The organism is Acinetobacter sp. 809848, from assembly GCF_000581275.1.
GTDB lineage: Bacteria > Pseudomonadota > Gammaproteobacteria > Pseudomonadales > Moraxellaceae > Acinetobacter > Acinetobacter pittii.
Window position 1 is genome coordinate 1 of the sequence record NZ_JEXG01000019.1, and the last position, 22,843, is coordinate 22,843.

At 38.8% G+C, this 22,843-nt stretch carries 21 protein-coding genes; 15 read left to right on the plus strand and 6 right to left on the minus strand.

Annotated elements, in window-relative coordinates; genetic code table 11:
* Positions 1-2,318: phosphoribosylformylglycinamidine synthase (gene purL, locus J536_RS15430; RefSeq protein ID WP_081404154.1), on the minus strand; the 2,318-nt coding region annotated here is incomplete at its 3' end.
* 309 nt (positions 2,319-2,627) lie between these two features.
* Here purL and J536_RS15435 point away from each other — a divergent pair.
* The 10 genes from J536_RS15435 to pal all read left to right on the plus strand — a co-directional run bounded on the left by J536_RS15435 (position 2,628) and on the right by pal (position 12,388).
* Positions 2,628-3,968: a deoxyguanosinetriphosphate triphosphohydrolase gene (locus J536_RS15435; protein WP_002118538.1), complete on the plus strand. Its 1,341-nt coding sequence runs from the start codon at positions 2,628-2,630 to the stop codon at positions 3,966-3,968.
* Positions 3,969-4,061: 93 nt separating this feature from the next.
* Positions 4,062-4,661 (plus strand): Holliday junction branch migration protein RuvA, encoded by a 600-nt coding sequence (gene ruvA / locus J536_RS15440; protein ID WP_002118762.1) that lies wholly within the window; start codon positions 4,062-4,064, stop codon positions 4,659-4,661.
* A gap of 7 nt (positions 4,662-4,668) precedes the next feature.
* Positions 4,669-5,673 carry a Holliday junction branch migration DNA helicase RuvB gene (gene ruvB / locus J536_RS15445; protein WP_002052424.1) on the plus strand — a complete coding sequence of 335 codons (1,005 nt, stop codon included), beginning with the start codon at positions 4,669-4,671 and terminating at the stop codon, positions 5,671-5,673.
* 204 nt (positions 5,674-5,877) lie between these two features.
* Complete coding sequence (locus J536_RS15450; RefSeq protein WP_032055192.1) at positions 5,878-7,212, plus strand: M20 family metallopeptidase; 1,335 nt, start codon at positions 5,878-5,880, stop codon at positions 7,210-7,212.
* 212 nt (positions 7,213-7,424) lie between these two features.
* Positions 7,425-7,832 carry a tol-pal system-associated acyl-CoA thioesterase gene (ybgC, locus tag J536_RS15455; RefSeq protein WP_004699892.1) on the plus strand — a complete coding sequence of 136 codons (408 nt, stop codon included), beginning with the start codon at positions 7,425-7,427 and terminating at the stop codon, positions 7,830-7,832.
* 24 nt (positions 7,833-7,856) lie between these two features.
* Positions 7,857-8,555 carry a protein TolQ gene (gene tolQ / locus J536_RS15460; protein WP_016140259.1) on the plus strand — a complete coding sequence of 233 codons (699 nt, stop codon included), beginning with the start codon at positions 7,857-7,859 and terminating at the stop codon, positions 8,553-8,555.
* Positions 8,555-9,007 carry a protein TolR gene (tolR, locus tag J536_RS15465; protein ID WP_005067772.1) on the plus strand — a complete coding sequence of 151 codons (453 nt, stop codon included), beginning with the start codon at positions 8,555-8,557 and terminating at the stop codon, positions 9,005-9,007. Before tolQ ends, tolR begins: the two co-directional genes overlap by 1 nt.
* Positions 9,008-9,010: 3 nt before the next feature.
* A complete protein-coding gene (gene tolA / locus J536_RS15470; RefSeq protein WP_032055189.1) occupies positions 9,011-10,426 on the plus strand; it encodes a cell envelope integrity protein TolA in 1,416 nt (471 codons plus the stop codon).
* Positions 10,427-10,519: 93 nt separating this feature from the next.
* Positions 10,520-11,800 (plus strand): Tol-Pal system beta propeller repeat protein TolB, encoded by a 1,281-nt coding sequence (gene tolB / locus J536_RS15475; protein WP_002118491.1) that lies wholly within the window; start codon positions 10,520-10,522, stop codon positions 11,798-11,800.
* Positions 11,801-11,827: 27 nt separating this feature from the next.
* On the plus strand, positions 11,828-12,388 hold the full coding sequence (pal, locus tag J536_RS15480) for a peptidoglycan-associated lipoprotein Pal (protein WP_032055187.1): 561 nt from the start codon (positions 11,828-11,830) through the stop codon (positions 12,386-12,388).
* A gap of 50 nt (positions 12,389-12,438) precedes the next feature.
* Here the strand turns inward: pal and J536_RS15485 are convergent, their stop codons facing one another.
* Positions 12,439-12,624 (minus strand): NF038105 family protein, encoded by a 186-nt coding sequence (locus J536_RS15485; protein ID WP_002118730.1) that lies wholly within the window; start codon positions 12,622-12,624, stop codon positions 12,439-12,441.
* Positions 12,625-12,809: 185 nt separating this feature from the next.
* Here J536_RS15485 and J536_RS15490 point away from each other — a divergent pair, with 185 nt between their 5' ends.
* From J536_RS15490 to J536_RS15510, 5 genes are all read left to right on the plus strand, one after another.
* A complete protein-coding gene (locus tag J536_RS15490) occupies positions 12,810-13,781 on the plus strand; it encodes a class 1 fructose-bisphosphatase (RefSeq protein WP_017399238.1) in 972 nt (323 codons plus the stop codon).
* 59 nt (positions 13,782-13,840) lie between these two features.
* Positions 13,841-14,617 carry a TrmH family RNA methyltransferase gene (locus J536_RS15495; protein ID WP_002118372.1) on the plus strand — a complete coding sequence of 259 codons (777 nt, stop codon included), beginning with the start codon at positions 13,841-13,843 and terminating at the stop codon, positions 14,615-14,617.
* Between the two features lie 159 nt (positions 14,618-14,776).
* Entirely contained in the window at positions 14,777-15,391 is a 615-nt protein-coding gene (locus tag J536_RS15500) for an RNA polymerase sigma factor (RefSeq protein WP_002118814.1), read from the plus strand.
* A complete protein-coding gene (locus J536_RS15505) occupies positions 15,381-15,701 on the plus strand; it encodes a hypothetical protein (protein WP_017399235.1) in 321 nt (106 codons plus the stop codon). The genes J536_RS15500 and J536_RS15505 overlap by 11 nt, the downstream gene beginning before the upstream one ends.
* Positions 15,691-16,080 (plus strand): DUF3106 domain-containing protein, encoded by a 390-nt coding sequence (locus J536_RS15510; protein WP_002118619.1) that lies wholly within the window; start codon positions 15,691-15,693, stop codon positions 16,078-16,080. The genes J536_RS15505 and J536_RS15510 overlap by 11 nt, the downstream gene beginning before the upstream one ends.
* Positions 16,081-16,183: 103 nt before the next feature.
* Here the strand turns inward: J536_RS15510 and J536_RS15515 are convergent, their stop codons facing one another.
* The 4 genes from J536_RS15515 to cxpE form a co-directional block, all read right to left on the minus strand.
* Positions 16,184-18,601 carry a CSLREA domain-containing protein gene (locus tag J536_RS15515; protein WP_032063276.1) on the minus strand — a complete coding sequence of 806 codons (2,418 nt, stop codon included), beginning with the start codon at positions 18,599-18,601 and terminating at the stop codon, positions 16,184-16,186.
* 14 nt (positions 18,602-18,615) lie between these two features.
* Positions 18,616-20,466 carry a rhombotarget A gene (rbtA, locus tag J536_RS15520; RefSeq protein WP_032055181.1) on the minus strand — a complete coding sequence of 617 codons (1,851 nt, stop codon included), beginning with the start codon at positions 20,464-20,466 and terminating at the stop codon, positions 18,616-18,618.
* A 337-nt stretch (positions 20,467-20,803) separates the two neighbouring features.
* The gene (gene hda, locus J536_RS15525) at positions 20,804-21,502 is read right to left on the minus strand and encodes a DnaA regulatory inactivator Hda (protein WP_002118656.1); all 699 of its coding nucleotides are present in this window, start codon (positions 21,500-21,502) and stop codon (positions 20,804-20,806) included.
* 20 nt (positions 21,503-21,522) lie between these two features.
* A complete protein-coding gene (gene cxpE / locus J536_RS15530) occupies positions 21,523-22,716 on the minus strand; it encodes a chloramphenicol efflux transporter CxpE (protein WP_002118385.1) in 1,194 nt (397 codons plus the stop codon).
* Between the last annotated feature and the right edge of the window lie 127 nt (positions 22,717-22,843).

Sequence of the window (22,843 nt, forward strand, 5' to 3'; positions counted from 1 at the left end):
GAAAGCGAGTCTTTACCTACAGGAATCGCAATTCCTAAAGCAGGACACATTTCCATACCAATCGCTTTCACACCTTCAAACAATGCTTGGTCTTCACCTTTTTGACCAGCAGCAGCCATCCAGTTTGCAGAAAGTTTGATATCGCTAATTTGTTCAATGTTTGCACATGCAATATTGGTAATTGCTTCAGCAACTGCCAAGCGAGCAGATGCTGCTGGATTTAACAATGCAACTGGTGGACGTTCACCCATTGCCATTGCTTCACCAGTGAACCCTTGTAGGCTCGTAGTCGTTACTGCTGCATCCGCAACAGGAATCTGCCAACGACCAACCATTTGGTCACGTGCAACCATACCTGTAATTGAACGGTCACCAATGGTGATTAAGAATGACTTAGACGCAACTGTAGGATTTTTCAATACACGGAAAATCGCATCTTTCAAATCAACTTTTGAAGCGTCAAATTCGTTACCTTTGCGTTCAATTGTTTCATAAGAACGTTGCATACGCGGTGTACCGCCAAGCATTACTTGCATTGGGATATCAACTGCATTGTTCTGGAACAATGGATCTTCAACAGTTAAATGACGAGCTTCAGTTGCTTCACCTAACACGGCAAATGGACAACGTTCACGAGCACAGATTGATTCGAACTGTTCTAAAGACTCTGGGCGAATTGCAAGAACATAACGCTCTTGAGCTTCATTTGACCAGATTTCCATTGGGCTCATGCCCGGCTCTAATGAAGGAATTTTACGAAGGTTAAGAACTGCACCTAACTCATGATCATTCACAAGTTCAGGCATAGCATTTGATAGACCACCCGCGCCAACGTCATGTACAGAAACGATTGGGTTGAAGTCTTCTAAACGCCAGCAAGTATCGATTACTTCTTGACAACGGCGCTCCATTTCTGGGTTTTCACGTTGTACAGAAGCGAAATCAAGGCTTTCACCCATTGTACCGCTATCTACAGAAGATGCTGCACCACCACCAAGACCGATTAACATTGCAGGACCACCCAACACAATGAGTAAATCACCTGGTTGAATCGCATCTTTTTCTACATGGTCAGGACGGATATTACCGTAACCACCAGCAATCATGATTGGCTTGTGGAAGCCTTTCACTTCACCATTTACATTCTGTTCGAAAGTACGGAAATAACCATTTAACGCAGGACGACCGAATTCATTATTAAATGCCGCGCCACCTAATGGACCTTCAATCATGATTTGTAATGGCGAAGCCATACGTGAAGGTTTACCGTAGTTTTCTTCCCAAGGCTGTTCAAAACCAGGAATATTTAAGTTCGAAACTGTGAAACCTGTTAAACCAGCTTTTGGTTTACCACCACGGCCAGTTGCACCTTCATCACGGATTTCACCGCCTGAACCTGTTGCAGCACCAGCAAATGGAGAAATTGCTGTTGGGTGGTTATGAGTTTCAACCTTCATTAAAATATGAGCAGCTTGGCTCTTATATTTATAAACAAAGTGACCATTTTCATCCGCTTTCGGATAAAAACGCATCGTGTCATAACCCACAATTACTGAAGCATTATCTTTATATGCCGATAACACATCAGTTGGAGATTCTTTATAAGTGTTTTTAATCATCTGAAACAATGATAATGGTTGTTTTTCACCATCAATTGTCCATTCAGATCCAAAGATTTTATGACGACAGTGCTCAGAGTTTGCTTGTGCAAACATCATCAACTCGATGTCATTTGGATTACGACCAAGCTTAATGAATGCTTCAGTTAAGTAATCAATTTCTTGTTCAGATAACGCAAAACCAAACTCATTATTAGCTTTAACCAAAGCTTCTTTGCCTTGACCCAAGATATCAATTGAATTTAATGGTTTTGGAGCTGTTTCTGAAAATAATGCTTTTGCATCATCAATTTGAGCAAAAACTGTTTCTGTCATACGGTCATGAAGTACTTGTTTAACTTCATTCGTAATTTCAGTAACACCTTTTAACGTAAATAAAAGACCACGTTCTAAACGGTGTACTGGTGTATTACAGTTTTTGAAAATATCAGTTGCTTTAGAAGACCAAGGTGAAATAGTACCCACACGTGGTGTAACTAAAATCTGAATCTCATCACTTGCAGATTGACGAAGTTCAAAAGACTCACCGTCATTCAATAATTGCAAAGCAGATTGATGTTGCTGCTCGTTGAGCGCTTGATCAAACAAATAGACCCATTGGCTGTCAAAAGATTGAACAGAACTAATTGACGATAAACGTGTTAATAGTTGAGCTTTCTTAAAAGAAGAATGTGCTGCTGCACCGGCCACGATAAACATGTTGATTTTGGCTCCACGGGCAGGTCTTGTGAACCTTACCGCAATGTGACTTTAGAGAGAGCGCATATTCTACTGCGTCTTGCTAAAATCAGCTAGATGTAGAATCAGTATTCTGTAACCTAATTCTGCAAGAAGTGATTTGTTTTTTGTTCAAAATCATTTTTTTAGTCATTCTTGCTAAAAATAAATTGTTGCATGTTTATTCAATAACATAATAAAACCCGAACTAAGACAAACTATGTCGCACCAAGCTAGTGCTTTTAAGTTTTTTTTGGCATGATCAGGTTTTATAGTTTTGAATAATGATAAATGGAACAAATGCGTTGGTTAGAGCTGCTGTCTGCAGTTCGTTTAGGTAGCAAAAAAAGTAGTACAGAACTGGCTCGTAGCCCATTCCATAAAGATTATGACCGCATTATATTTTCTCAAAGTTTTCGTCAGTTAAACCGTAAGACTCAAGTTCATCCTCTAGCACAGCATGATGGCATTCATACCCGCTTAACACACTCCCTTGAAGTTTCCTGCATTGGTCGCTCAATGGGTATGCTTGCCGCAGAAAAAATAAAAGACGAATTACCCGTCTGGATTTCACCTGCCGATGTTGGGGCAATTATTCAGGCAGCATGTCTGGCCCACGATATTGGTAATCCCCCTTTCGGGCATGCGGGTGAATATGCAATTCGCGAATGGTTCGATGATGCCTCGCATGATGATTTTTTGAAAAAACTAAGCCCCGAAGAAGAAGCTGATGTTCGTCAGTTTGAAGGTAATGCTCAAGGATTACGTCTATTAAGTCGCATTGACTATCATCCAAATGATGGCGGTATGCGCTTAACTTATGCAACTTTAGGTGCTTATCTAAAATATCCATGGCTTTCAAAAACAATTGCTTCTCAGGGTGACCGCCCTTCCCATCAAAGAGCAAAGTTTGGTTGTTATCAGTCTGAAAAAGAAATTTTAAAACAGATTGCAGAACAACTTGGATTGATTCAACTCGGCGAATATCATTATTGCCGTCATCCACTCACTTACCTGCTAGAAGCTGCTGATGACATTTGCTATGCCCTCATTGATTTAGAAGATGGCATTGTCTTGAATATGCTGAGTTACCAAGAAGTTGAACCAATATTCCTAAATCTTATTGCCGACTATGGTCAGCCTGAAGAGTTATCTCATCCAAACAGTACATGGCAACAAAAGATTTCGGCATTACGTGGTCGTGTCATGAAACGGCTTGTAGATGAAGTTACTACAGCCTTTGCTAAACATCATTATGAAATCATTACAGGTCAGCTTAAAGGCAATCTTTTGCAATATTGTTCGCCAGATATTGCAATTGGTATTGAAACTGCCAAAAATCTGGCACGTGATAAAATTTTTGAGCACCCGCAGAAGTCTGGTTTAGAAATTATTGCGCACCAAAGTTTACAAACGATTTTGGATGCATTTGTACCACTCACAACTCCGCATAAATCTTTAAGCTTTAAAGAACAACGTTTAATGTCTATCCTTAATCTATATGGTGCTAACTTTAGCAATAATCACTACAGCAATATCATGCAAGTCCTCGATATTATCAGTAAGTTCTCAGATCATCAGGCTTATAGCTTGGCGCAAGAGCTACAAGGCAATAAAATAGGTTTGTTTTAAGCTGGCTTGATATAGAAAGAAATAAAACTAGTGTCGTTTTCAATTCATTTTAGAACGACCAGATTTACAGTTATGAATAAGTGAAATTACGCTATGATCGGATGTTTAATTGGCGAAGTGTTTGCCCTAGAAGCCCCTACTGTCTTACTAAATGTAAACGGTGTGGGTTATGAAATTGATACGCCACTTTCAACATTTTGCCAATTACAAAAAGGCCAGAAAGTTACGTTATGGACGCATTTAGTTGTTCGTGAAGATGCTCAACAACTCTACGGTTTTAGCGATGCTCAAGAGAAAACAATTTTCCGCACCTTATTAAAAGTAAATGGTGTCGGCCCGAAAATGGCATTGGGTATTTTATCGACACTAAGCGTTGAGTTATTGGTTCACACCATTGAACATGATGATATAAATACGCTGGTCAAAGTTCCAGGGGTTGGCAAAAAAACAGCTGAACGTTTAATGATTGAACTCCGTGATCGTTTCAAAACATTGGCTCAAGGCACTTCAACTGTGGCGACCATGCCTCAAATTCAATTTGCTGCAAACTCTCCTGTTGCAGAAGCAGAAGCTGCGTTGCAATCTTTAGGTTATAAGCCACTTGAAGCACAAAAAGCTGTTGCTGCGGTTAAAGCCGATTACACAGAATCAGCCGATATTATTCGTGCTGCTCTTAAATCCATGATGAAGTAAAACACTTATGCAAGACCGTTTAATCAGTGGAACAGAAAAACCTGAAGATCATTTTGACCGGGCTATTCGACCAACTTCTCTTGCCGACTATATTGGACAACCAGTCGTACGCGAGCAAATGGAAATTTTCATTGGCGCTGCTCGTGGTCGTGGTGAAGCACTCGACCACACACTGATTTTTGGTCCGCCTGGCTTAGGAAAAACAACACTAGCTAATATTATTGCACGTGAAATGGGTGGCAACCTCAAATCTACTTCGGGGCCTGTCTTGGAACGTGCAGGTGATTTAGCAGCAATGCTGACTAACCTTGAAGAAGGCGATGTTTTATTTATTGATGAAATTCATCGTCTTTCACCGGTGATTGAAGAAATTCTGTATCCAGCGATGGAAGATTACCAACTTGACATCATGATTGGTGAAGGCCCTGCTGCTCGTTCAATTAAACTCGATTTACCGCCTTTTACACTTGTCGCTGCCACCACACGTGCGGGTTTACTGACCTCACCACTACGTGATCGCTTCGGTATTGTGCAACGTCTCGAGTTCTACTCTGTAGAAGACTTGACTCATATTGTGTCACGCTCTGCAAACTTAATGGATGTACCCATTACAGTTGAAGGCGCAGAAGAAGTAGCTCGTCGATCACGTGGAACACCTCGTATCGCTAACCGTTTATTACGACGTGTTCGTGACTATGCACAAGTGAAAGGCACAGGCGAAGTGACCCATGAAATGGCACAGCGTGCGCTTGATATGCTCAATGTTGATAAAGCTGGCCTAGATACCCTAGACCGACGTTACTTGAGCATGCTACTCGAGCGTTTTGATGGCGGTCCTGCTGGAGTTGAAGCGCTTGCAGCAGCGATGGCTGAAGACAGCGGTACACTTGAAGACGTGATTGAACCTTATTTAATTCAACAAGGTTATGTCATGCGTACTGCACGAGGTCGGATTGCAACCAACCAATCTTATTTACAGTTTGGAATGACACCGCCTGAGCCTAAAAACTAATCAAAGGAAGAGAATTTTCTCTTTCTTTTTTAATTTAATCTCTCTATCCAATTAAAATAATAATTGTCTTATCAATAAATTAGCTACTCTATACCTTTTAAGTCTTTCTTTATACCTTATTGATTTTTTAATATTTCTAAAAACTACATTATAAGAAATCTAGATAGCAAATCTTATGAACAATAATATTTTTAGGATAAGGACATGTACAAAAAAGCCGCTTTGATTTTTCCACTCGCTCTAATGAGTCAGCTGAGCCTAGCAGATTGGGTAAAAGATGCTGCACAACAAAATGAAAATCAGGTTATTCAATTAAGACAACATATTCATGAGCATCCTGAACTTGGCAATATGGAATTTAAAACATCTGCACTAGTTCAAAAAGAATTAAAGTCCTATGGCATTCAGGTCAAAACAGGTTATGCGAAAACAGGTGTTATTGGCATTTTAAAAGGGAATAAACCTGGCCCTATTATTGCACTTAGAGCCGATATGGATGCACTACCTATGGAAGAAAAAAGTGGTGTTCCCTTTGCGAGTAAACAGAAAGCAATTTATCAAGGAAAAGAAACTTACGTAATGCATGCTTGTGGACATGACGCACACACTGCAATGTTATTAGGCGCAGCAAAAATTCTGGCTGCCAATAAAGATAAAATATCGGGTACCGTTGTCTTTGTTTTTCAACCCGCTGAAGAAGGTGGAGCAGATATAGACAACTTTACGCAGGGTGATCAAATCGGCTCAAGAAAAATGATCGCAGATGGCGCATTTAGAGATTATAAACCCGAGGCTATTTTTGGAATGCATGTCATATCTGGTATGCAAAGTGGACACCTTTATTATAAAGATGGTGCCATTTTAAATAGTGCAGATCACTTGCGTATTCAGGTCAACGGCAAGCAGGTACATGGCTCAACCCCTTGGTTAGGTAGAGATCCGATTTATGCATCGGCACAAATGATTAATAATTTGCAGAGCCTTATTAGCCGAAGAACTGATCTCACCCAAGGCATGGGCGTTGTCAGCATCGGTAACATTCAAGGGGGTACAGCAGGCAATGTGATTCCAGAACAAGTCAATATGATTGGGACTATTCGCTCTAACAACGAGCAGATACGGGCAAATATCTTAAAAAGTTTACCAACCCTGATAGAGCATAACGCTCAAGCCAATGACGTGACCGCCAAAGTTGAAATTGCTCCTTACGCTCCAGTAACCATGAACGACAAAGCGCTCACTCAGTTTATTCAGCCAACTCTAGCCAAAGTTGTTGGCGATTCAAAACTCCATGTTTTAGATCACAATGCAAGCGCAAGTGAAGATTTTGCCTATTATGGCAAGTTAATGCCCTCATTTTTTGTTTTCTTGGGCGCAACTCCAGAAAATCAGGACTTAACTCAGGCGGCACCAAATCATAGTCCTTATTTTATTGTAGATAACAAGGCTTTAAAAACTGGGACCGAGCTACATGTAAGATTCGTATTAGATTATCCGAATATATCAAAACAAGTTCAAACTTCATGGAAGCCCTCTTAACTTTAAAAGCTTGCTAGCCATAAGATGTAGCGTTTTTAGATTAGAAATACAGCAACCGCAATTGAAAGGTTGTGCCATAGGACTTAGTATGCAATCTGCTAAACTGCCCCGTATTTAAAAGCAGATGTATGGCTGTTGAATAGAGCTGATGTTTTATTCAAAGCCATATTTTAAATATAAAGCTCTATAGTGAACTAAAACGGAATACTCTCATGGCGAATCATTTTGAATTCAACATTCGTGTTTATATTGAAGATACGGACGCAGGTGGTATTGTTTACCATGCCAACCATATTCGCTATATGGAACGTACCCGTACTGAATGGCTCCGTGCTTCTGGCGTTGATCATTACTGGCATCAAAAAGACTACAACTTTGTCGTACACAAAATTGACGTAAAATACATGCGTCCTATTTTAATGGATGATTTAATTACTGTTACAGCACGTGTAGTTTCATGTAAAGCTGCGTCATTTGTGTTGCAACAAAATATTTATCGTGGTGAAATCTTGCTTGCTTCTGGCGAGGTTGAGTTGGCATGTTTAAGTAAAGAACTTGTAGCTCGTCGTCTTCCAGAAGAAATACGTGATCTTATTCGTAAAGAATTGGAACAAGACTAAAAAAACAACCGGCATATGTAACCTATGGCAACAAACATTGAATCAACCCTGCATATTTCTGACCTTATTTTACAAGCAAGTCCAGTCGTTCAGTTGGTCATGCTAATTTTATTGTTAGCATCGATCTTTAGTTGGTATCTGATTGCCAAGTTACATATGAGTTATAAAAAAGCACATCAAGACGATGAACATTTCCAAAAAATGTTCTGGTCTGGTGCCGAACTCAATACGCTTTATAACAATGCTCAACTCAACTCAAAGCGCTCTGGGCTTGAAGATATTTTTTATCAAGGGTTGAGCGAATTTTTTAAACTTAAAAAGCGTCAGGCTCCTGTTTCACAAACAATTGAAGGCACTGAACGTATTTTGCGTGTAGGTTTGAGTCGTGATCAGAGCCATTTAGAATACGGCTTAGGTACTTTAGCAAGTATCGGTTCTGTAGCACCGTACATCGGTCTATTCGGTACTGTTTGGGGTATTATGAATGCCTTTATCGGTTTAGCTGCGGTTGATCAGGTAACTCTAGCAACTGTTGCACCGGGTATTGCCGAAGCACTTATTGCAACTGCAATTGGTTTGTTTGCCGCAATTCCTGCTGTATTAGCTTTTAACCATTTCACTGCTAAAAGTGAAAGTGTTTATTCTGATCGCGCTTTATTTGCTGAAGAGATGATTGCTTTATTGCAACGTCAATCTGTGGGTTCATCACAGGAAGATGCATAATGGCAATTCAGCGTTCAGGGCGCTTTGAGCGCATAAAAAAACCATTAAAAAGTGATATGAACGTCGTACCTTATATTGACGTTATGCTCGTGCTTTTGGTTATTTTTATGGTAACTGCCCCTATGATTACCAGTGGTATCAAGGTTGATTTACCTCAAGCAAATAACCATCCAATTGAATCAAAAGATATGCCAGCCATGGTAACAATTGGCAAAGATGGCAATATTTATCTTCAGTATGAAGATTACAAAGATAATGAACCATTATCTCGTGAAAAACTTGAAGAAGTTTTAAGCGATGCTCAAAAACAAGCTGAACAAGAAAACAAACAACTCACAGTTTTAGTCAATGGTGATAAGTCTCGTCCTTATGGAGAAGTCGTATCATTGATGGCGAGTTTACAAGAAGCAGGTTTAACTCAAGTTGGCCTTCTGACAGAGCCTTTAAAATAAGCTATGAACAAAAATCAAAAGCCGCCCTTTAAACAAAATGCGATTGCATTGAGCTTTACACTCGGAGTTCATGCAATTGCCATTGTTGGCTTGCTTTTTTTAGGCTTGAGTAAACCACCTGAACAGCCAAAAAAGCTAACAACTATTTTAGTTAAGCCAGAAGATTTGCCTCCTCCTTTAGCAAAAGAAGTTGAACAAGAGACTACAGCTACCAATGAAGCAAAAGAGGTATTAGCCCCTATTGTGGATGAAACGCTTCCTCAAAATCTTCCGACTACGCCTCCTCCTCCAACAGCTCAACAACTTGCCGCCCAACAGCAAAAGGCTGAACAGGCACAACAAGCTAAGTTAGCTGAGCAAAAACGTAAAGCTGAAGAAGCTGCAAAAGCTAAACAAGCAGCAGCGGAACAGCAACGTAAAGAGGAAATACAAAAACAGCAGGCTGAAGCTAAAGCAAAATCAGAAGCTGAACAAAAGCGTAAGGCCGAACAAACGGCAAAAGCTCAAGCAGATGCCAAAGCTAAACAAGAGCAAAGTGAAGCTCGTAAAGCTGCTGAAGACGCTAAACGTAAAGCTGAGGCTGATGCAAAATTAAAACGTGAAGCTCAAAAGGCCGAAAACGCTAAGCTTCAAGCACAACAAGAGGCTAAGCGAAAAGCTGAGGCCGATGCGAAAGCCAAGCATGAACAAAGTGAAGCCCGTAAAGCTGCCGATGACGCTAAACGAAAAGTTGAAGCTGCTGCTAAAGCTAAACAGCAAAAAGCTAATGACGATGCTAAACGTAAAGCTGAAGCAGATGCTAAAGCTAAGCAACAAAAAGCTGAGGAAGCTAAACGCAAAGCTGAGGCCGATGCAAAAGCTAAGCAACAAAAAGCCAATGACGAGGCTAAACGTAAAGCTGAGGCCGATGCAAAAGCTAAACAGCAAAAAGCTGATGATGCTAAACGTAAAGCTGAGGCCGATACGAAAGCCAAACAGCAAAAGGCTGCTGACGATGCTAAACGCAAAGCTGAGGCTGATGCTAAAGCCAAGCAAAAAGCTGCTGACGATGCTAAGCGTAAAGCTGAAGCAGAGGCCGAAGCCAAAGCTGCATCTGCTCAAAAAGCACAAGAAGAGGCAGCTCAAAAGAAAGCTGAAGCTAAAAAGGTTGCTTCTTCAGCTAGACGCGATTTTGAGCAAAAAATTCGACGCTCTTGGGATGTTCCAACTGGCAGTAGTGGTAAAACAGTTGGTGTTCGTTTTACCCTCTCCGATTCGGGAAGCGTTAATTCTATTGTGATCACCCGTTCAAGCGGTGACGATGCTTTAGACGCAAGTATTAAAGCTGCAATTCAAGCCGCAGCGCCATATCCTATGCCATCAGATCCAGATGCAAGACGTGAAGCAAGAAGTGTTAGCTCTACATTTAGAGCGCAATAATTTTGAAAGAGTTACATGCTTTAAATAGTTTAAGGCATGTAACTATGCTACAAAATCAACAGTCACAAAAATACCTGCTATGACTTTAAACTTATGAATACGAGCCGCAAACACCTGCTATCTTTAGCACTGATCACTGCCTTAAGCCCTATTGCTTCTACCACTGCTTTTGCCCAGTTATATCTGGAAATTGCCAAAGCACCAGATCAGGCACCCAAAATTGCTATTGTCCCATTTACAAACGACAATGGGCTCTATCCTATTGTTGAAACAGACTTAAACCGTTCTGGGCGCTTTACAAGCTCATCTAAAAACTTACCTGCCAATGCTGCAATTAATCAGATTCAAGCTTCTGACTGGCAAGCCGCGGGTATTCCATATGTAGTTACTGGTCAAATTAAACAAACAGCGACAGGTTTTGAAGTTCACTACCAACTTTATGATGTACAAAAGCAACAATACATTTTAAATGAACTTTTAAATGTACCAGCTGCTCGCATACGTCAGGCTGGTCATATGGTAAGTGATGCTATTTATCAAGCGCTTACTGGCATTCCTGGTGACTTTAGCGGCCGTATTGCATATGTACTAAGAAACCCTGCAACACCTGCCGAGCGTTATACACTACAAATTGCAGATACGGATGGTGAACAACCAAAGACTGTTTTATCGTCTCGTGATCCAATTCTTTCTCCGGCATGGACACCAGATGCTAAAAAAATTGCTTATGTTTCTTTTGAAACTAAACGTCCAGCAATTTATTTACAGGATTTATCAACTGGAACACGTGAAGTTCTTACTAGTTTCAGAGGTCTAAACGGCGCACCAAGTTTCTCACCAGATGGCCAATCAATGCTGTTTACAGCATCTATGAATGGCAACCCTGAAATCTATCAAATGGATTTATCAACTCGCCAAGTCAAACGCATGACAAATGACTCGGCAATTGATACCGAAGCACGTTACACACCAGATGGAAAATCCTTTATTTTCACTTCTGACCGTGGTGGCTCTGCCCAAATTTATCGTTATACCTTTGCTGATGGCTCAGTAAAACGTCTAACGTTTAAAGGGTCATTTAATGCACGTGGAACTCTGAGTGCAGATGGCAAAAAGATTGCACTTGTTCATCGCCCAAGTGGCAGCAGTTATAAAGTTGCAATTCAAGACATTAATACTGGCATCACCAATATTCTTACCCCAACTAGTTTAGATGAATCACCAAGTTTCTCACCAAATGGGCAAATGGTGGTCTACGCAACTCGTGAAGGCAACCGTGGCTTGTTGTCTATTATGTCTACTGATGGACGTTTCCGTATGAATTTACCAAGCGAACAAGGTGAAGTACGTGAACCAGCCTGGGCACCAAAATAACTTTTAATTCCATTGACGGAGATGATCATGAAATCAATCAAATATTTAGCTCTACCCTTTCTTAGCGTAGCACTCGTAATGACAGGCTGTGCTAGCCGTAAACCTGCAGCGACTACCACAACTGGTACAAATCCAAGTACGGTAAACACTTCTGGTTTAAGTGAAGATGCTGCATTAAATGCTCAAAATTTGGCAGGCGCTTCATCTAAAGGTGTAACTGAATCAAATAAAGCGGCTTTGGCTAAACGGGTTGTTCACTTTGATTATGACAGCAGCGATTTATCTACTGAAGACTACCAAACACTTCAAGCTCACGCTCAGTTCCTTATCGCAAATGCAAATTCAAAAGTTGCATTAACAGGCCATACAGATGAACGTGGTACACGTGAATACAACATGGCTTTAGGTGAGCGTCGTGCTAAAGCTGTACAAAGCTATTTAATTACCAATGGTGTAAACCCGCAGCAACTTGAAGCTGTAAGTTATGGTAAAGAAGCTCCTGTTAATGCGGGACATGATGAATCAGCGTGGAAAGAAAATCGCCGCGTTGAGATTAATTACGAAGCAGTCCCTCCTTTATTAAAATAAGGGATATGCATAAAAAAACGCTCATAATAATATGAGCGTTTTTTTATTACTTAAGAAGATTTCTTTTCTTCTTCAGGATGTTGCATGGACTCAATCAAATCATGCTTATTAAAATCTTTATATTCAGGTTTTGCCTCATAATCTTTCCAAGCTTCCTGAACATTTTCTTTCGAAATTTCATCTAGATTGATTGGTTCACCTGCTGTGGGGGTCGCATCAAACTTCTTTGTTGTCATTTCGATTCTCCTAAAAATATACAATCCTTTGTAATGCAATCAACATACCATTTTAATTGGGGCTTGTAAGCATAAATCCAACACAAATAAAGTAAGATAATTTTTATTTTGTGACATTCTCATCTAGAATATGCCACGTATTTATCTGACTCATTTTGATGCTTGAAGCACAGGAGCGTTTTTTTATGTCCAACCTCACTTTGTCCCAATTTTTACAACAACAAAAAGGGAATCTAACACCTGAGTTGGCTCAAGTCATCGATACTATTGCCACGACCTGTAAAACAATCGACCAAGCATTACAAAAAGGTGCTCTGGCTGGTATTTTAGGTAGTGCTGGCAATGAAAATGTTCAGGGTGAAACACAGAAAAAACTTGATGTGATTTCGAATGACTACTTAATTGATGCTTTAAAAGTACACCCGCATGTAGGCGGTCTCGCTTCTGAAGAGCTTGATGAGTTCACACCTGCACAAGAAAATGGTAAATACCTCGTTTTATTTGATCCATTAGATGGCTCAAGCAATATCGATATCAATATGTGTGTAGGTACGATTTTCTCTATTTTGCCTGCAAAAAATGCAGTAACACAAGCAAACGATTTCATGCAAGCTGGTACACAGCAAGTTGCTGCTGGTTATGTGCTTTATGGTCCATCAACTATGATGGCTTTAACTGTAGGAAATGGCGTAGCATTCTTTACTTTAGATCCAGAAACTCAAACCTTCTTGCTGACGAATGAGAATGTACAGGTTGCAGCAGATACTCAAGAATTCGCTATTAATGCATCTAACCAACGTCATTGGGAACAACCCGTAAAACAATATATTGATGAATTACTCGCGGGCAAGACATCTGTTCGTGAAAAAGATTTCAATATGCGCTGGGTAGCATGTATGGTGGGTGATATTCACCGTATTTTATGTCGTAGTGGTATTTTCCTTTACCCATACGACTTAAAAGATCCGAAAAAAGCTGGTCGTTTACGTTTAATGTATGAAGCGAACCCAATGAGTATGCTCATTGAACAAGCAGGCGGTGCATCAACTACTGGCCGTGTACGCATTCTAGAGATTGAACCTACAGAACTTCACCAACGTGTACCTGTGATTATCGGTTCTAAAAATGAAGTTGAACGCGTAACAAGCTACCACTAATAATTTTAATTACTTAGGGCATCATAGTATGATGGTGCCCTTTTGTTGGATATTTTCTTATGGCGGTTATTTTTTTAGAATCAAAAGACAATGCAAAAATTAAACATTTGCGTGGATTAATCGAACTCAGTAACGCCCGAAAAAAGCACCAACAAACCGTTCTTGAAGGCACCCATCTTTGTTTGGCTTGGTTACAACAGCAAAAGAAGATTTTTTCTTTATTTACGACAGAACAGGCCTTAGAACACGAAGATTTAAAGAAAATAACAGAGCTACATCAAGGCCATATCTTTGTTATTAGTGAAGTTTTATATAGAGATTTGAGCACATTAGGTACAAGCTTACCTTGCTTAGCGATTATTGATTTACCTAAAACTGCATCAACTATCGACTACAATGTAGACACCTTAATTCTAGAAAATATTCAAGATCCGGGTAATGTAGGTACTTTGCTACGTTCAGCAGCAGCAGCAAATATTAAACAAATCATTTGCACACAAGGCTCTGCATCACTTTGGTCACCACGAGTTTTAAGAGCAGGCATGGGCGCTCATTTTAGCTTACATTGTTTTGAAAACTTCCAGCTGACAGATATCCTTCCAAAATTTCAAATCCCGGTTTTTGTTACTAGCTCTCACCGCTCAACCAGTCTTTACTCAAAAGACCTTTCTAAACCGTGTGTGTGGATTTTAGGAAATGAAGGACAAGGTGCTAGTGATTATGCATTAGATCACGCACAATCAGTAACTATTCCCCAACCAGGCGGACAAGAGTCATTAAACGTGGCAATTGCAGGATCTATTTGTTTTTTTGAGATGGTTCGCCAACGCCAATAAAACGTTAATTTATTTTACATCGCACATATTTGTGAAAAAAATCAATTACACTAGTAAAAAATAACCGATTGTTGTCAACCTCCCACCTCTTTTCAACGTTATATAAGAGATATATTGAAGATAAGGTGGGTATGTCCAATGACAGGATTTTCCATCTCCATGGATTTAGCACCGAAAAAGTCTCGATCGGAAACATCTAGTGCTCATGCCAGCACGGCTGAGCAACGCCTGAAAGTTTTTATGCAAGATGTTACTGGTCGTGCTTTGGTGATGATGGAGAGTGCTACCCAAGGTCAACAAGGTATTGCGATGGATTTGGTACAAGAAGCATTTATTGCTTTACACAAATCTTACGCCGATAAAAGTACTGAAGAATGGTATCCCCTGTTTTACACTATTTTGAATAACAAACTTCAGGATTGGCGCCGCAAAGAAGCTCGTAGAGCAAACCCATTTTCATTCTTCAAAAAAGTTAGCCTGGATAATGACGACGACGAAGTTATCGATGTAGTTGATGAAAAAGCCATTAATCCTGCAGATTTTCTCGATCAAGCGGTAACGATAGAGGAAATTCGGGAAGCGATTGAAAAACTACCTGTTCGTCAACAACAGGCATTTATGTTACGTGCGTGGGAAGGGTTTGACACCCATACAACAGCTCAGATCATGAACTGTACCGAAGGTAGTGTGAAAACCCATTATCACCGAGCAATTCAGGGACTTAGAGAATATTTGGCACATTTAAATCCCTTGGGAGGTTCTGATGAATCATGATGATTTCACTAAAAAGGTGATATCCAAACTTGATAGTTTGGCAGATCACCATAAAAATAAAACAGTGGTCATGAATCATGTGCTTGACCATATTCAACAAAAACCAGCCTCTTATTATAGTGTCTGGAAAATGACTGGTTTCGCACTTGCCGCAGCAATTACAGGTTTTGTGATTCTGCCTAACTCAGTCGAGATTGTGGATAAGCCACAAAATCAAGTGATCGTAAATCCTAAATTATCTCCACAAATGGTGGAAGATTTAGAGATGTTAATGGTGTTGGGTGAGGATAAAGTACAACATGGCAGCTAAAAAATTAGCGCTTATCCTGTGTTCATTAAGTTTCTTGCAGACAAGTTTTGCAGGTTTTGAACGCTTTTGGATTTTTTCTAAAGATGCCAATGCACAAGTCGATGACACATGGGATGCCCTTTCCGAAGAAGAGCAACGTGCAGTCATTAAACGTTACCAGAGTTTAAAAGAGCTACCAGCGAATCAAAGCACCAACTTACAGCAACGCATGGACTGGTTTACTCAACTTCCTGAAGCTGAAAAACAAAAAATGCGTGAAGCATGGCAAAAAATGAGTACGCAAGAGCGAAAAGACTTACGTGAGCGGATGCTTAAAGCGAATGGTGAAGAAAGAACAGCAATTCGTGAAGAATACATGAACAAGTATTTAGAACACTAAGTTCTTATTTGGCTATCAAAGATAAGGCATCTAATCACTTAATTATTTTGATTTTATTTCTTATAAAAAGCCTCCAATTGGAGGCTTTTTTTATTCTTTGAGTTTATTTACGATAGCGTCTATAAGCTGCTAAACCAAGTAACGATGCTAAAGATAAAATTCCCAAGCTGCCACCACCGCCTCCACTATTACCACCTCCAGCAGTAGTATTACTACTCACTAAACTGATAGTACCTGCATTTGAAATTTTATTATCAGCATCATATACGTAATAAGTTAATGTATCATTGAAGTTATTAAAACTATTTTTAGCTTGAATATAAATATTACCACCATAACAAGTATTATCCTTATCTTCACCTGGACAAGGGCCTTCTCTATCTGCCTTAACTACTGTAAAAATTCCATCTTTTGAAGTTTTACTTGGCAAATATATAGGCAAATCTGCAAACTGAGGTTTATTAGGCTTTGTAATAAGTGTATTAGCTGGACCATCTCCATCATCATTTGCGTATTTAAGTAAATTTAATGGAATTATTTCATTTGCTAAATATTGGAATACAACTTTACTATCACTTGCTACAGGTGCAACATTATCAAATCGTGCTTCTAAAAGACCAGATGATTGAGTAGAACCATCTTTACTACTAATCGTATATTTACAATAGTTGTAGTCACCAGCTTGAGTAGTAATATCATCCGATCGATAGAATATAATTTGCTGTAAAGCACTATTCCACTCACAAAAAAGTTTATCGTCTTTTTCCGTGCTTGCAACTTTGTCATCTATCAATCCTGTTCCAACAGATTCAAGATTAATATTATAGTCCGTACTATTAAAAAACTTTAGAAGATGGCTACTATCTTCATTTGGCAAAGGTAAGCCATTTGCCTTCAAATCAATATAGATCGCTCGGTATTTTGCATTTGCTTTAGTTTGATCAAGAAGATTTTTATAATTTGCCAAATCTATTTTTAAGACATTCCACAAATATGAATAAAGTGGATTAGTGAGATTTTTTTCTGCAGTATCATACTGGGTTTGGTATCCCTCAAGTAAAGTAGTGAGAGAGCTGTTGCCTAAACCTCTTAAATCACCAGCAGTTAATTTCATTAGTTCTACTGAACCTATATCACAGCTATTACGAGCAATGTTATCGGGCTGATAATATAGTTTATTAGTTGGGAGTCGAGCTAAACCACGTTGATCTATATCAGCGCATATAGCTTTACCCTCAGGGTCTACATCTATTAAATCTTCTTTTCCAGTAGCTACCAATGGAAAATAAAGTGGTAAAAAACCAGTTACTGCTGTAGCTTTTTCATGGCGCTCAAGTAAAGAGTTAAATGGAACACCTGAAATATCAATTGTCTTATTAGCTGACGAAAGTACCTCTGTTGGTAAATCACATTTATCAGTATTATTACTTAAATTGAGTGCATTAAAAGATAATCTAAGACCCGTGTTTTTTAAATCTGCTGCTGAGCCTGCTAAATATCGACAAGCATAACCAACTGGATTGTATCCAATTATATTAAAATTTAACTCTTTCCCACCTAAACTATCATATAGGAAAGTTGTATTTGCGTTATTTTCAACAATAGTATTATTTTGTAGTTTTAAACTACTTCCACCACTTAAAATAGTTGATGGATTTGTTGTATTACCAGGAATCGCATCTCCTGTAAATTTTAAAATAACCCCATTTACAGTGCTGGCAATATTTTGAGCAATTGTATTAATTGTAAAAGTAGCTTTCGGCTCGCCACAAAATTCAAATGTACTCGCAGAATTGCTTGAACCATTCTTGATAATACTTGAGGATGTAAGAGTAACCTCTCGTTTAGCATACTCAGTACCATTTTTACAACTCATAGCTAACACGCTACCAGTACTTGCTTGATTGCCTTGCAAGAGGGAATGAGTTATTGATAAATTTACTCCACTACCACCAAGAAAAACAGCTCCACCTTTTGGAGCTTGAGAGTTTAAAATTTGAGAATTTAATAATGTAACATTACCACCCGCATAAATAGCTCCACCTTGATTTAAAGCTATACCATTTTCTAAAATAATATTTTGCAAAAATAATGCTTTTTGATTTTCTGCTGTGTTAAATATACGCGACTTACCCGCAGCATTAATACGTGTTTTAAGTTCTGGTAGAGCAGGATAGTCATTTGTTAAAACATTTTTTTCTGACCAGATTTTATCCTCTTCACGTTCACCATAGCCATAAATAGAAATATTAGCATTGGGCACCAATTCTTTATTTAAAGTATAAGTTCCAGCTTTTAACTGAATTACCTGATCAGTATCGAGGCTAAATACAGTACACCCATAAGCGGATTTACGAGTTTCTGCAACTTTAATAGCTTCTCTTAATGAACATGCGTTCGTATTTTCACCATCTTCATCAGCAAAAGTTGTGACCTCAATTCTTTTATTTGTGGTATCAGCAAAAAGTGGCATATTTGCAAGCACAGCTAACGCTAATAATGCCTTTTTATAATTTTTCATAGTCTCATCCCTGATTATGACTTGAAACGGCGTAAAGCAATTAAACCTAATAAACTTAAAATAAAGGCCCCACCAACACTACCTCCACCTCCGGTACTGACAGATTTGTCTTCAATTCCAGATAAAGGATCCTGAACAATTCTTGTCGGGATAGTGATATATTGAAACTCTACGCCTTCATTAAATCGAGACACACTCGTAACAACCTGAATACTAAAAATATCCGCGCCATGCCAGTTCCCATTTGGTGTATAAATTACATTTCCATTTTGATCTAAAGTTATATTGCCTTTAGAAACTGGTGTGTCTGTACTTTGTTTAATTCTAAGGCATCCTGGTTGCCATTCTTTTCCATCAGCTCGCTCGCCAAACAATCGCTTACACGTAGCTGGAGTCACTAAATCTGCTTCACTTAGAGAACCAAGAATATTAAATTTTGCAACTTGGCCATATCTAATATCTTGACCTACTGAGGATATCTCAGTATCTAAAATATATTCAATCGCTCCAAGATCACATAGCTCATCATAACCGCTACGTTTTTTCCCACGTTGATCAACACTTTCACAGCTTGCTAATCCGACTGAAGTGCCGTCACTATATAAACGACCTTTATTAATAATTAAGGAGTCAGCTAAAGTATTATAACTTTCTAAAAGTCGAGGCTTAAAAAAACCTAAAAAACTATCTTTAGGAGTGTTAAAAGGACAAAATAAACCTTCTTTCGCTGTTACATCGCATACTCCCTCATCTGTACTACCTGCTATTAATTTTTCATTAGCAGGATAAAGAATATTAGGGAGCTTAGAGGTCGCATTTCTATTACATTCTGTTGTCACCAAATTACTTTGTATAATTGCTTTATCGGCACTAGTAGCCTGGCAGTTGATCGTATTTCCAACTAAAACACTATTTGAAATAGAAGCATTACCTTGGGGAGCATCTAGAAATAATCCTTTATCATTTTTAATCATCGTAATGTTATTAACAAACATCCCATCTTGAACATTTGCAATAAAACCTACTTTATTATGAAAAAAAGTACTGTTACTCAGACCGGTAGAACGCTGGCTTAAATATCCCCCTGTACTTTCATCATCAAATTTATTTGCACTGAAGAAAAGTGATCCAGCAGCAGAACTAACTTCATTGTCTCGAATCACAGACTGCGTGATCAAATACAAAGGCTGCTCACTATAAATTACTCCACCTTGTGTTGCTTTATTATTTTGAATAAGAGTATTGGTAATTGTGACGAACCCATAGGTCTGGCCACTTTTCGTGACCAATCCTCTATTATAAATTGCTCCCCCTTGAGCTGCGTATCCATCAATTAAACGAGAGTTTTGAATTTTCAATATTTCATGATTATCAATCAAACCACCAGTGACGGCTTTAAATTTTAAACCCGCACCTTGTAAATTAAGATCAGTTAGCGAAACAGAAATTGATGCTTTTTCAATACTTTCATCATCAATTTTAAATAACTGATCAGTACCAATCATTTTTATTGTAGCGTTATGCGAACCTGGTTGATCGGTATCAACTAGCGTAGAATCATTTTTAGCAGTACTAATTGTCAGAGGAGCTGTTATCTTTATTTTTTCATTAAGTGTGTACTCTTTATCTCTTTGCAAAATAATATTATTTGAGTCACCACTAGCACAGCCACGATAACCATCTTTTACAGACGCAACAACCTTAGAATCGCTTGAATTAAGTTTATTTAAAAGTTCGACAGCCTCGCGTAATGAACAGACCGTGTTATCGACGTCTTCATCAGTTGTAGTTGTGACTTGAATATCGGCAGAATAAGCGTGTCCAGCAGCAGCCAATAAAGCAAAAGCAATGCTCCGTTTGAGCATACCCATCTCCTTACATCTTTTTTCATTTTTCTTTGTCAATATTGCAAAATTTCCGCTTTTGCAATCGCATCCTTTGTGCGTACTTTGTCACAGGAAGTAGAATTTCTCAAGACATTTTGGTCGGTCTGTAGAGTCATTTTTGAGCTAGATTACAAAAAGCTTCGTAGACCTAAAAAAGTTTTTTAAATACAAAAAATTGTCGTATTAAAAAATTAAAAAAGAATTTATAAGTTATAAATATAGCTTTTCTGAAATGAAAAAAACTTATGTAGGGAAAGCCATTTTTTAAATTGTATGAGTTTAATTTAAGCAAAACAGCAAATTTAAGCTAGAAACTCTACTGTTGATACTCATCAATCAAAGCATAAATTTGTCTTAAAGTCGCATTAGAAAGTTTTGTTTTTTCACCTTTGAGTAGTTTTTCTAACTGAGCAACAGTTTGCAGTAAAAGAGATGCTTGGTGAGGACCATGTAATAATAAGTAATCAACAATTTGTTGGTCAAAGTGAATACCCCGTCTAGCCATTACAGATGTCACCAAGGCATAGCGGTCTGCATATAGACTTCCACTTGGCACTTTTACACTAACGGCTTGTGTAAGTCGTGATTGTAGGTCTGGTAATTCCAGCTTTAATTCAATCGGTGCTACACGCGACGAAAACACCAGTTGTCCTTCGTGATTATTCATTAAATGAAAAACAGCTTTCTGCCAGTGAGGCACACCACTAATCGATTCAATATCATCCAAAGCAACAAGATCATAATGTTCTAAAGAGGTAATTGCCTCAATAGGTGCATCAAGCAGTTCGAGCAAAGATACTTTAATAGCAGATTTGCCTATTTCTAAATAAGAATCACAAATTGCAGAAAGTAAATGACTCTTCCCCGTCCCCGCTCCACCGTAAATATAGAACCTGCTCACCAGACCAGCATGTAGTTGACGCACGGCATCGACTACATGCCCCCAACCCGGTCCCGAAAAATCGCTGATTCGGGCATCAAGTTGAGGTTCTATATCCAGTTGGAGTTGACGCATATATTGAATTAACCTTGAAATTATTTCTGGTTAGGAGATTTTAGTTCATCTGTATCTTGCTGTGTTTTAACTTCAAGATCAAGCTTAGTGCTTTCGGTTTGTACATGAATTTGCTCAATATCGCCATGTTGGATCACTAATGTAGATGGTGGAGCATAAAGTGAGCTTCTTTCGTAATTCTCTCTTAAATGCTTCAACAACACTACAATAACCGCAGCAACAGGCAATGCAATTAACATTCCCAAGAAGCCTGCAAGTTGTGCACCTGCCAATACTGCAAAAACAACTGCTACAGGAGATAAGCCAATTTTATCACCCAGTAGGAATGGCTGTAAGATATAGCCTTCTACCGCTTGACCAATCATAAAGACGATACCAACCAGTAATAGATGCATCCAATCCAAGCCAAACTGGAACAGGCTAGCAATAACAGCGGCAATAATACCTACGGCAAAACCTAAATAAGGAATAATACTAGCAAGTCCTGCCACCATACCAATAATAAGACCAACTTCCAAACCGATGAGTTGTAAACCAACTGCATATACTACGCCAAGCAATAGCATGACCAGAAACTGACCTTTAACAAATGCCCCTAAAACGCTATGGCATTCACCAACGATCTGTAAAGTAGTTGCTTCATATGGACGTGGAATGAGACGACGTAAGTTTTGTAACATACGTTCCCAATCAAGCAAGAAATAGAAAGCAATAATTGGAATTAAAACAACTGTTCCACCAATCTGAATAAAATTCAAACCAGATTGAGCCAGTTTTAATAACACTGCCTGAATGCTGTCTGCGCTATAGTTTGTTTGGACATATTCCATGACAGCTTTAGACAACTGCTCTGTGTCAATTTCCATTTGCTGGACATTAAATGTCGAAGACACCCAAGGTAAAAAGGTAGCATTAATCCAGTGAATACCTGCTGGAATACTATCTCGGGCATAAACTAATTGTTTCCAAATCAGTGGAACTAAATACCAGAGTGCAATAGTTAAGGTTACACCTATTCCGACGAATACCACGCTAATTGCTAACCAGCGAGGCAATTTCATTTTTACCAGCACATCAACAAGTGGACTGAATAAATAAGCCAGGAAAAAAGCACCGATAAAAGGAATGACTACAGGCTTGAGTAAGTACAACACCCATACCAGCAATACAATACCTGCGAGTAAAAAAATACGGCGCAGTATACGATCTTGCATAAAATCTAGCCTTTTTTGATTTAATCGTTATAAATGAAAAAATATTTTTATTAAAGATAGCATTTTCGAGCATAAATAACATAAGAGTTTCGTATATTCAGGTTATAATCTGCCGCCAATGCGGAGA

Bases quoted from the DNA above. Each gene is read 5' to 3' on its own strand.
- J536_RS15505 (WP_017399235.1), top strand. From the start codon at position 15,381: ATGAATCATGATGATTTCACTAAAAAGGTGATATCCAAACTTGATAGT.
- J536_RS15515 (WP_032063276.1), bottom strand. From the start codon at position 18,601: ATGAAAAATTATAAAAAGGCATTATTAGCGTTAGCTGTGCTTGCAAAT.
- pal (WP_032055187.1), top strand. From the start codon at position 11,828: ATGAAATCAATCAAATATTTAGCTCTACCCTTTCTTAGCGTAGCACTC.
- J536_RS15450 (WP_032055192.1), top strand. From the start codon at position 5,878: ATGTACAAAAAAGCCGCTTTGATTTTTCCACTCGCTCTAATGAGTCAG.
- ruvB (WP_002052424.1), top strand. From the start codon at position 4,669: ATGCAAGACCGTTTAATCAGTGGAACAGAAAAACCTGAAGATCATTTT.
- J536_RS15495 (WP_002118372.1), top strand. From the start codon at position 13,841: ATGGCGGTTATTTTTTTAGAATCAAAAGACAATGCAAAAATTAAACAT.
- tolB (WP_002118491.1), top strand. From the start codon at position 10,520: ATGAATACGAGCCGCAAACACCTGCTATCTTTAGCACTGATCACTGCC.
- rbtA (WP_032055181.1), bottom strand. From the start codon at position 20,466: ATGCTCAAACGGAGCATTGCTTTTGCTTTATTGGCTGCTGCTGGACAC.
- J536_RS15435 (WP_002118538.1), top strand. From the start codon at position 2,628: ATGGAACAAATGCGTTGGTTAGAGCTGCTGTCTGCAGTTCGTTTAGGT.
- cxpE (WP_002118385.1), bottom strand. From the start codon at position 22,716: ATGCAAGATCGTATACTGCGCCGTATTTTTTTACTCGCAGGTATTGTA.
- tolR (WP_005067772.1), top strand. From the start codon at position 8,555: ATGGCAATTCAGCGTTCAGGGCGCTTTGAGCGCATAAAAAAACCATTA.
- tolQ (WP_016140259.1), top strand. From the start codon at position 7,857: ATGGCAACAAACATTGAATCAACCCTGCATATTTCTGACCTTATTTTA.
- J536_RS15500 (WP_002118814.1), top strand. From the start codon at position 14,777: ATGGATTTAGCACCGAAAAAGTCTCGATCGGAAACATCTAGTGCTCAT.
- tolA (WP_032055189.1), top strand. From the start codon at position 9,011: ATGAACAAAAATCAAAAGCCGCCCTTTAAACAAAATGCGATTGCATTG.
- J536_RS15485 (WP_002118730.1), bottom strand. From the start codon at position 12,624: ATGACAACAAAGAAGTTTGATGCGACCCCCACAGCAGGTGAACCAATC.
- hda (WP_002118656.1), bottom strand. From the start codon at position 21,502: ATGCGTCAACTCCAACTGGATATAGAACCTCAACTTGATGCCCGAATC.
- ybgC (WP_004699892.1), top strand. From the start codon at position 7,425: ATGGCGAATCATTTTGAATTCAACATTCGTGTTTATATTGAAGATACG.
- J536_RS15490 (WP_017399238.1), top strand. From the start codon at position 12,810: ATGTCCAACCTCACTTTGTCCCAATTTTTACAACAACAAAAAGGGAAT.
- J536_RS15510 (WP_002118619.1), top strand. From the start codon at position 15,691: ATGGCAGCTAAAAAATTAGCGCTTATCCTGTGTTCATTAAGTTTCTTG.
- ruvA (WP_002118762.1), top strand. From the start codon at position 4,062: ATGATCGGATGTTTAATTGGCGAAGTGTTTGCCCTAGAAGCCCCTACT.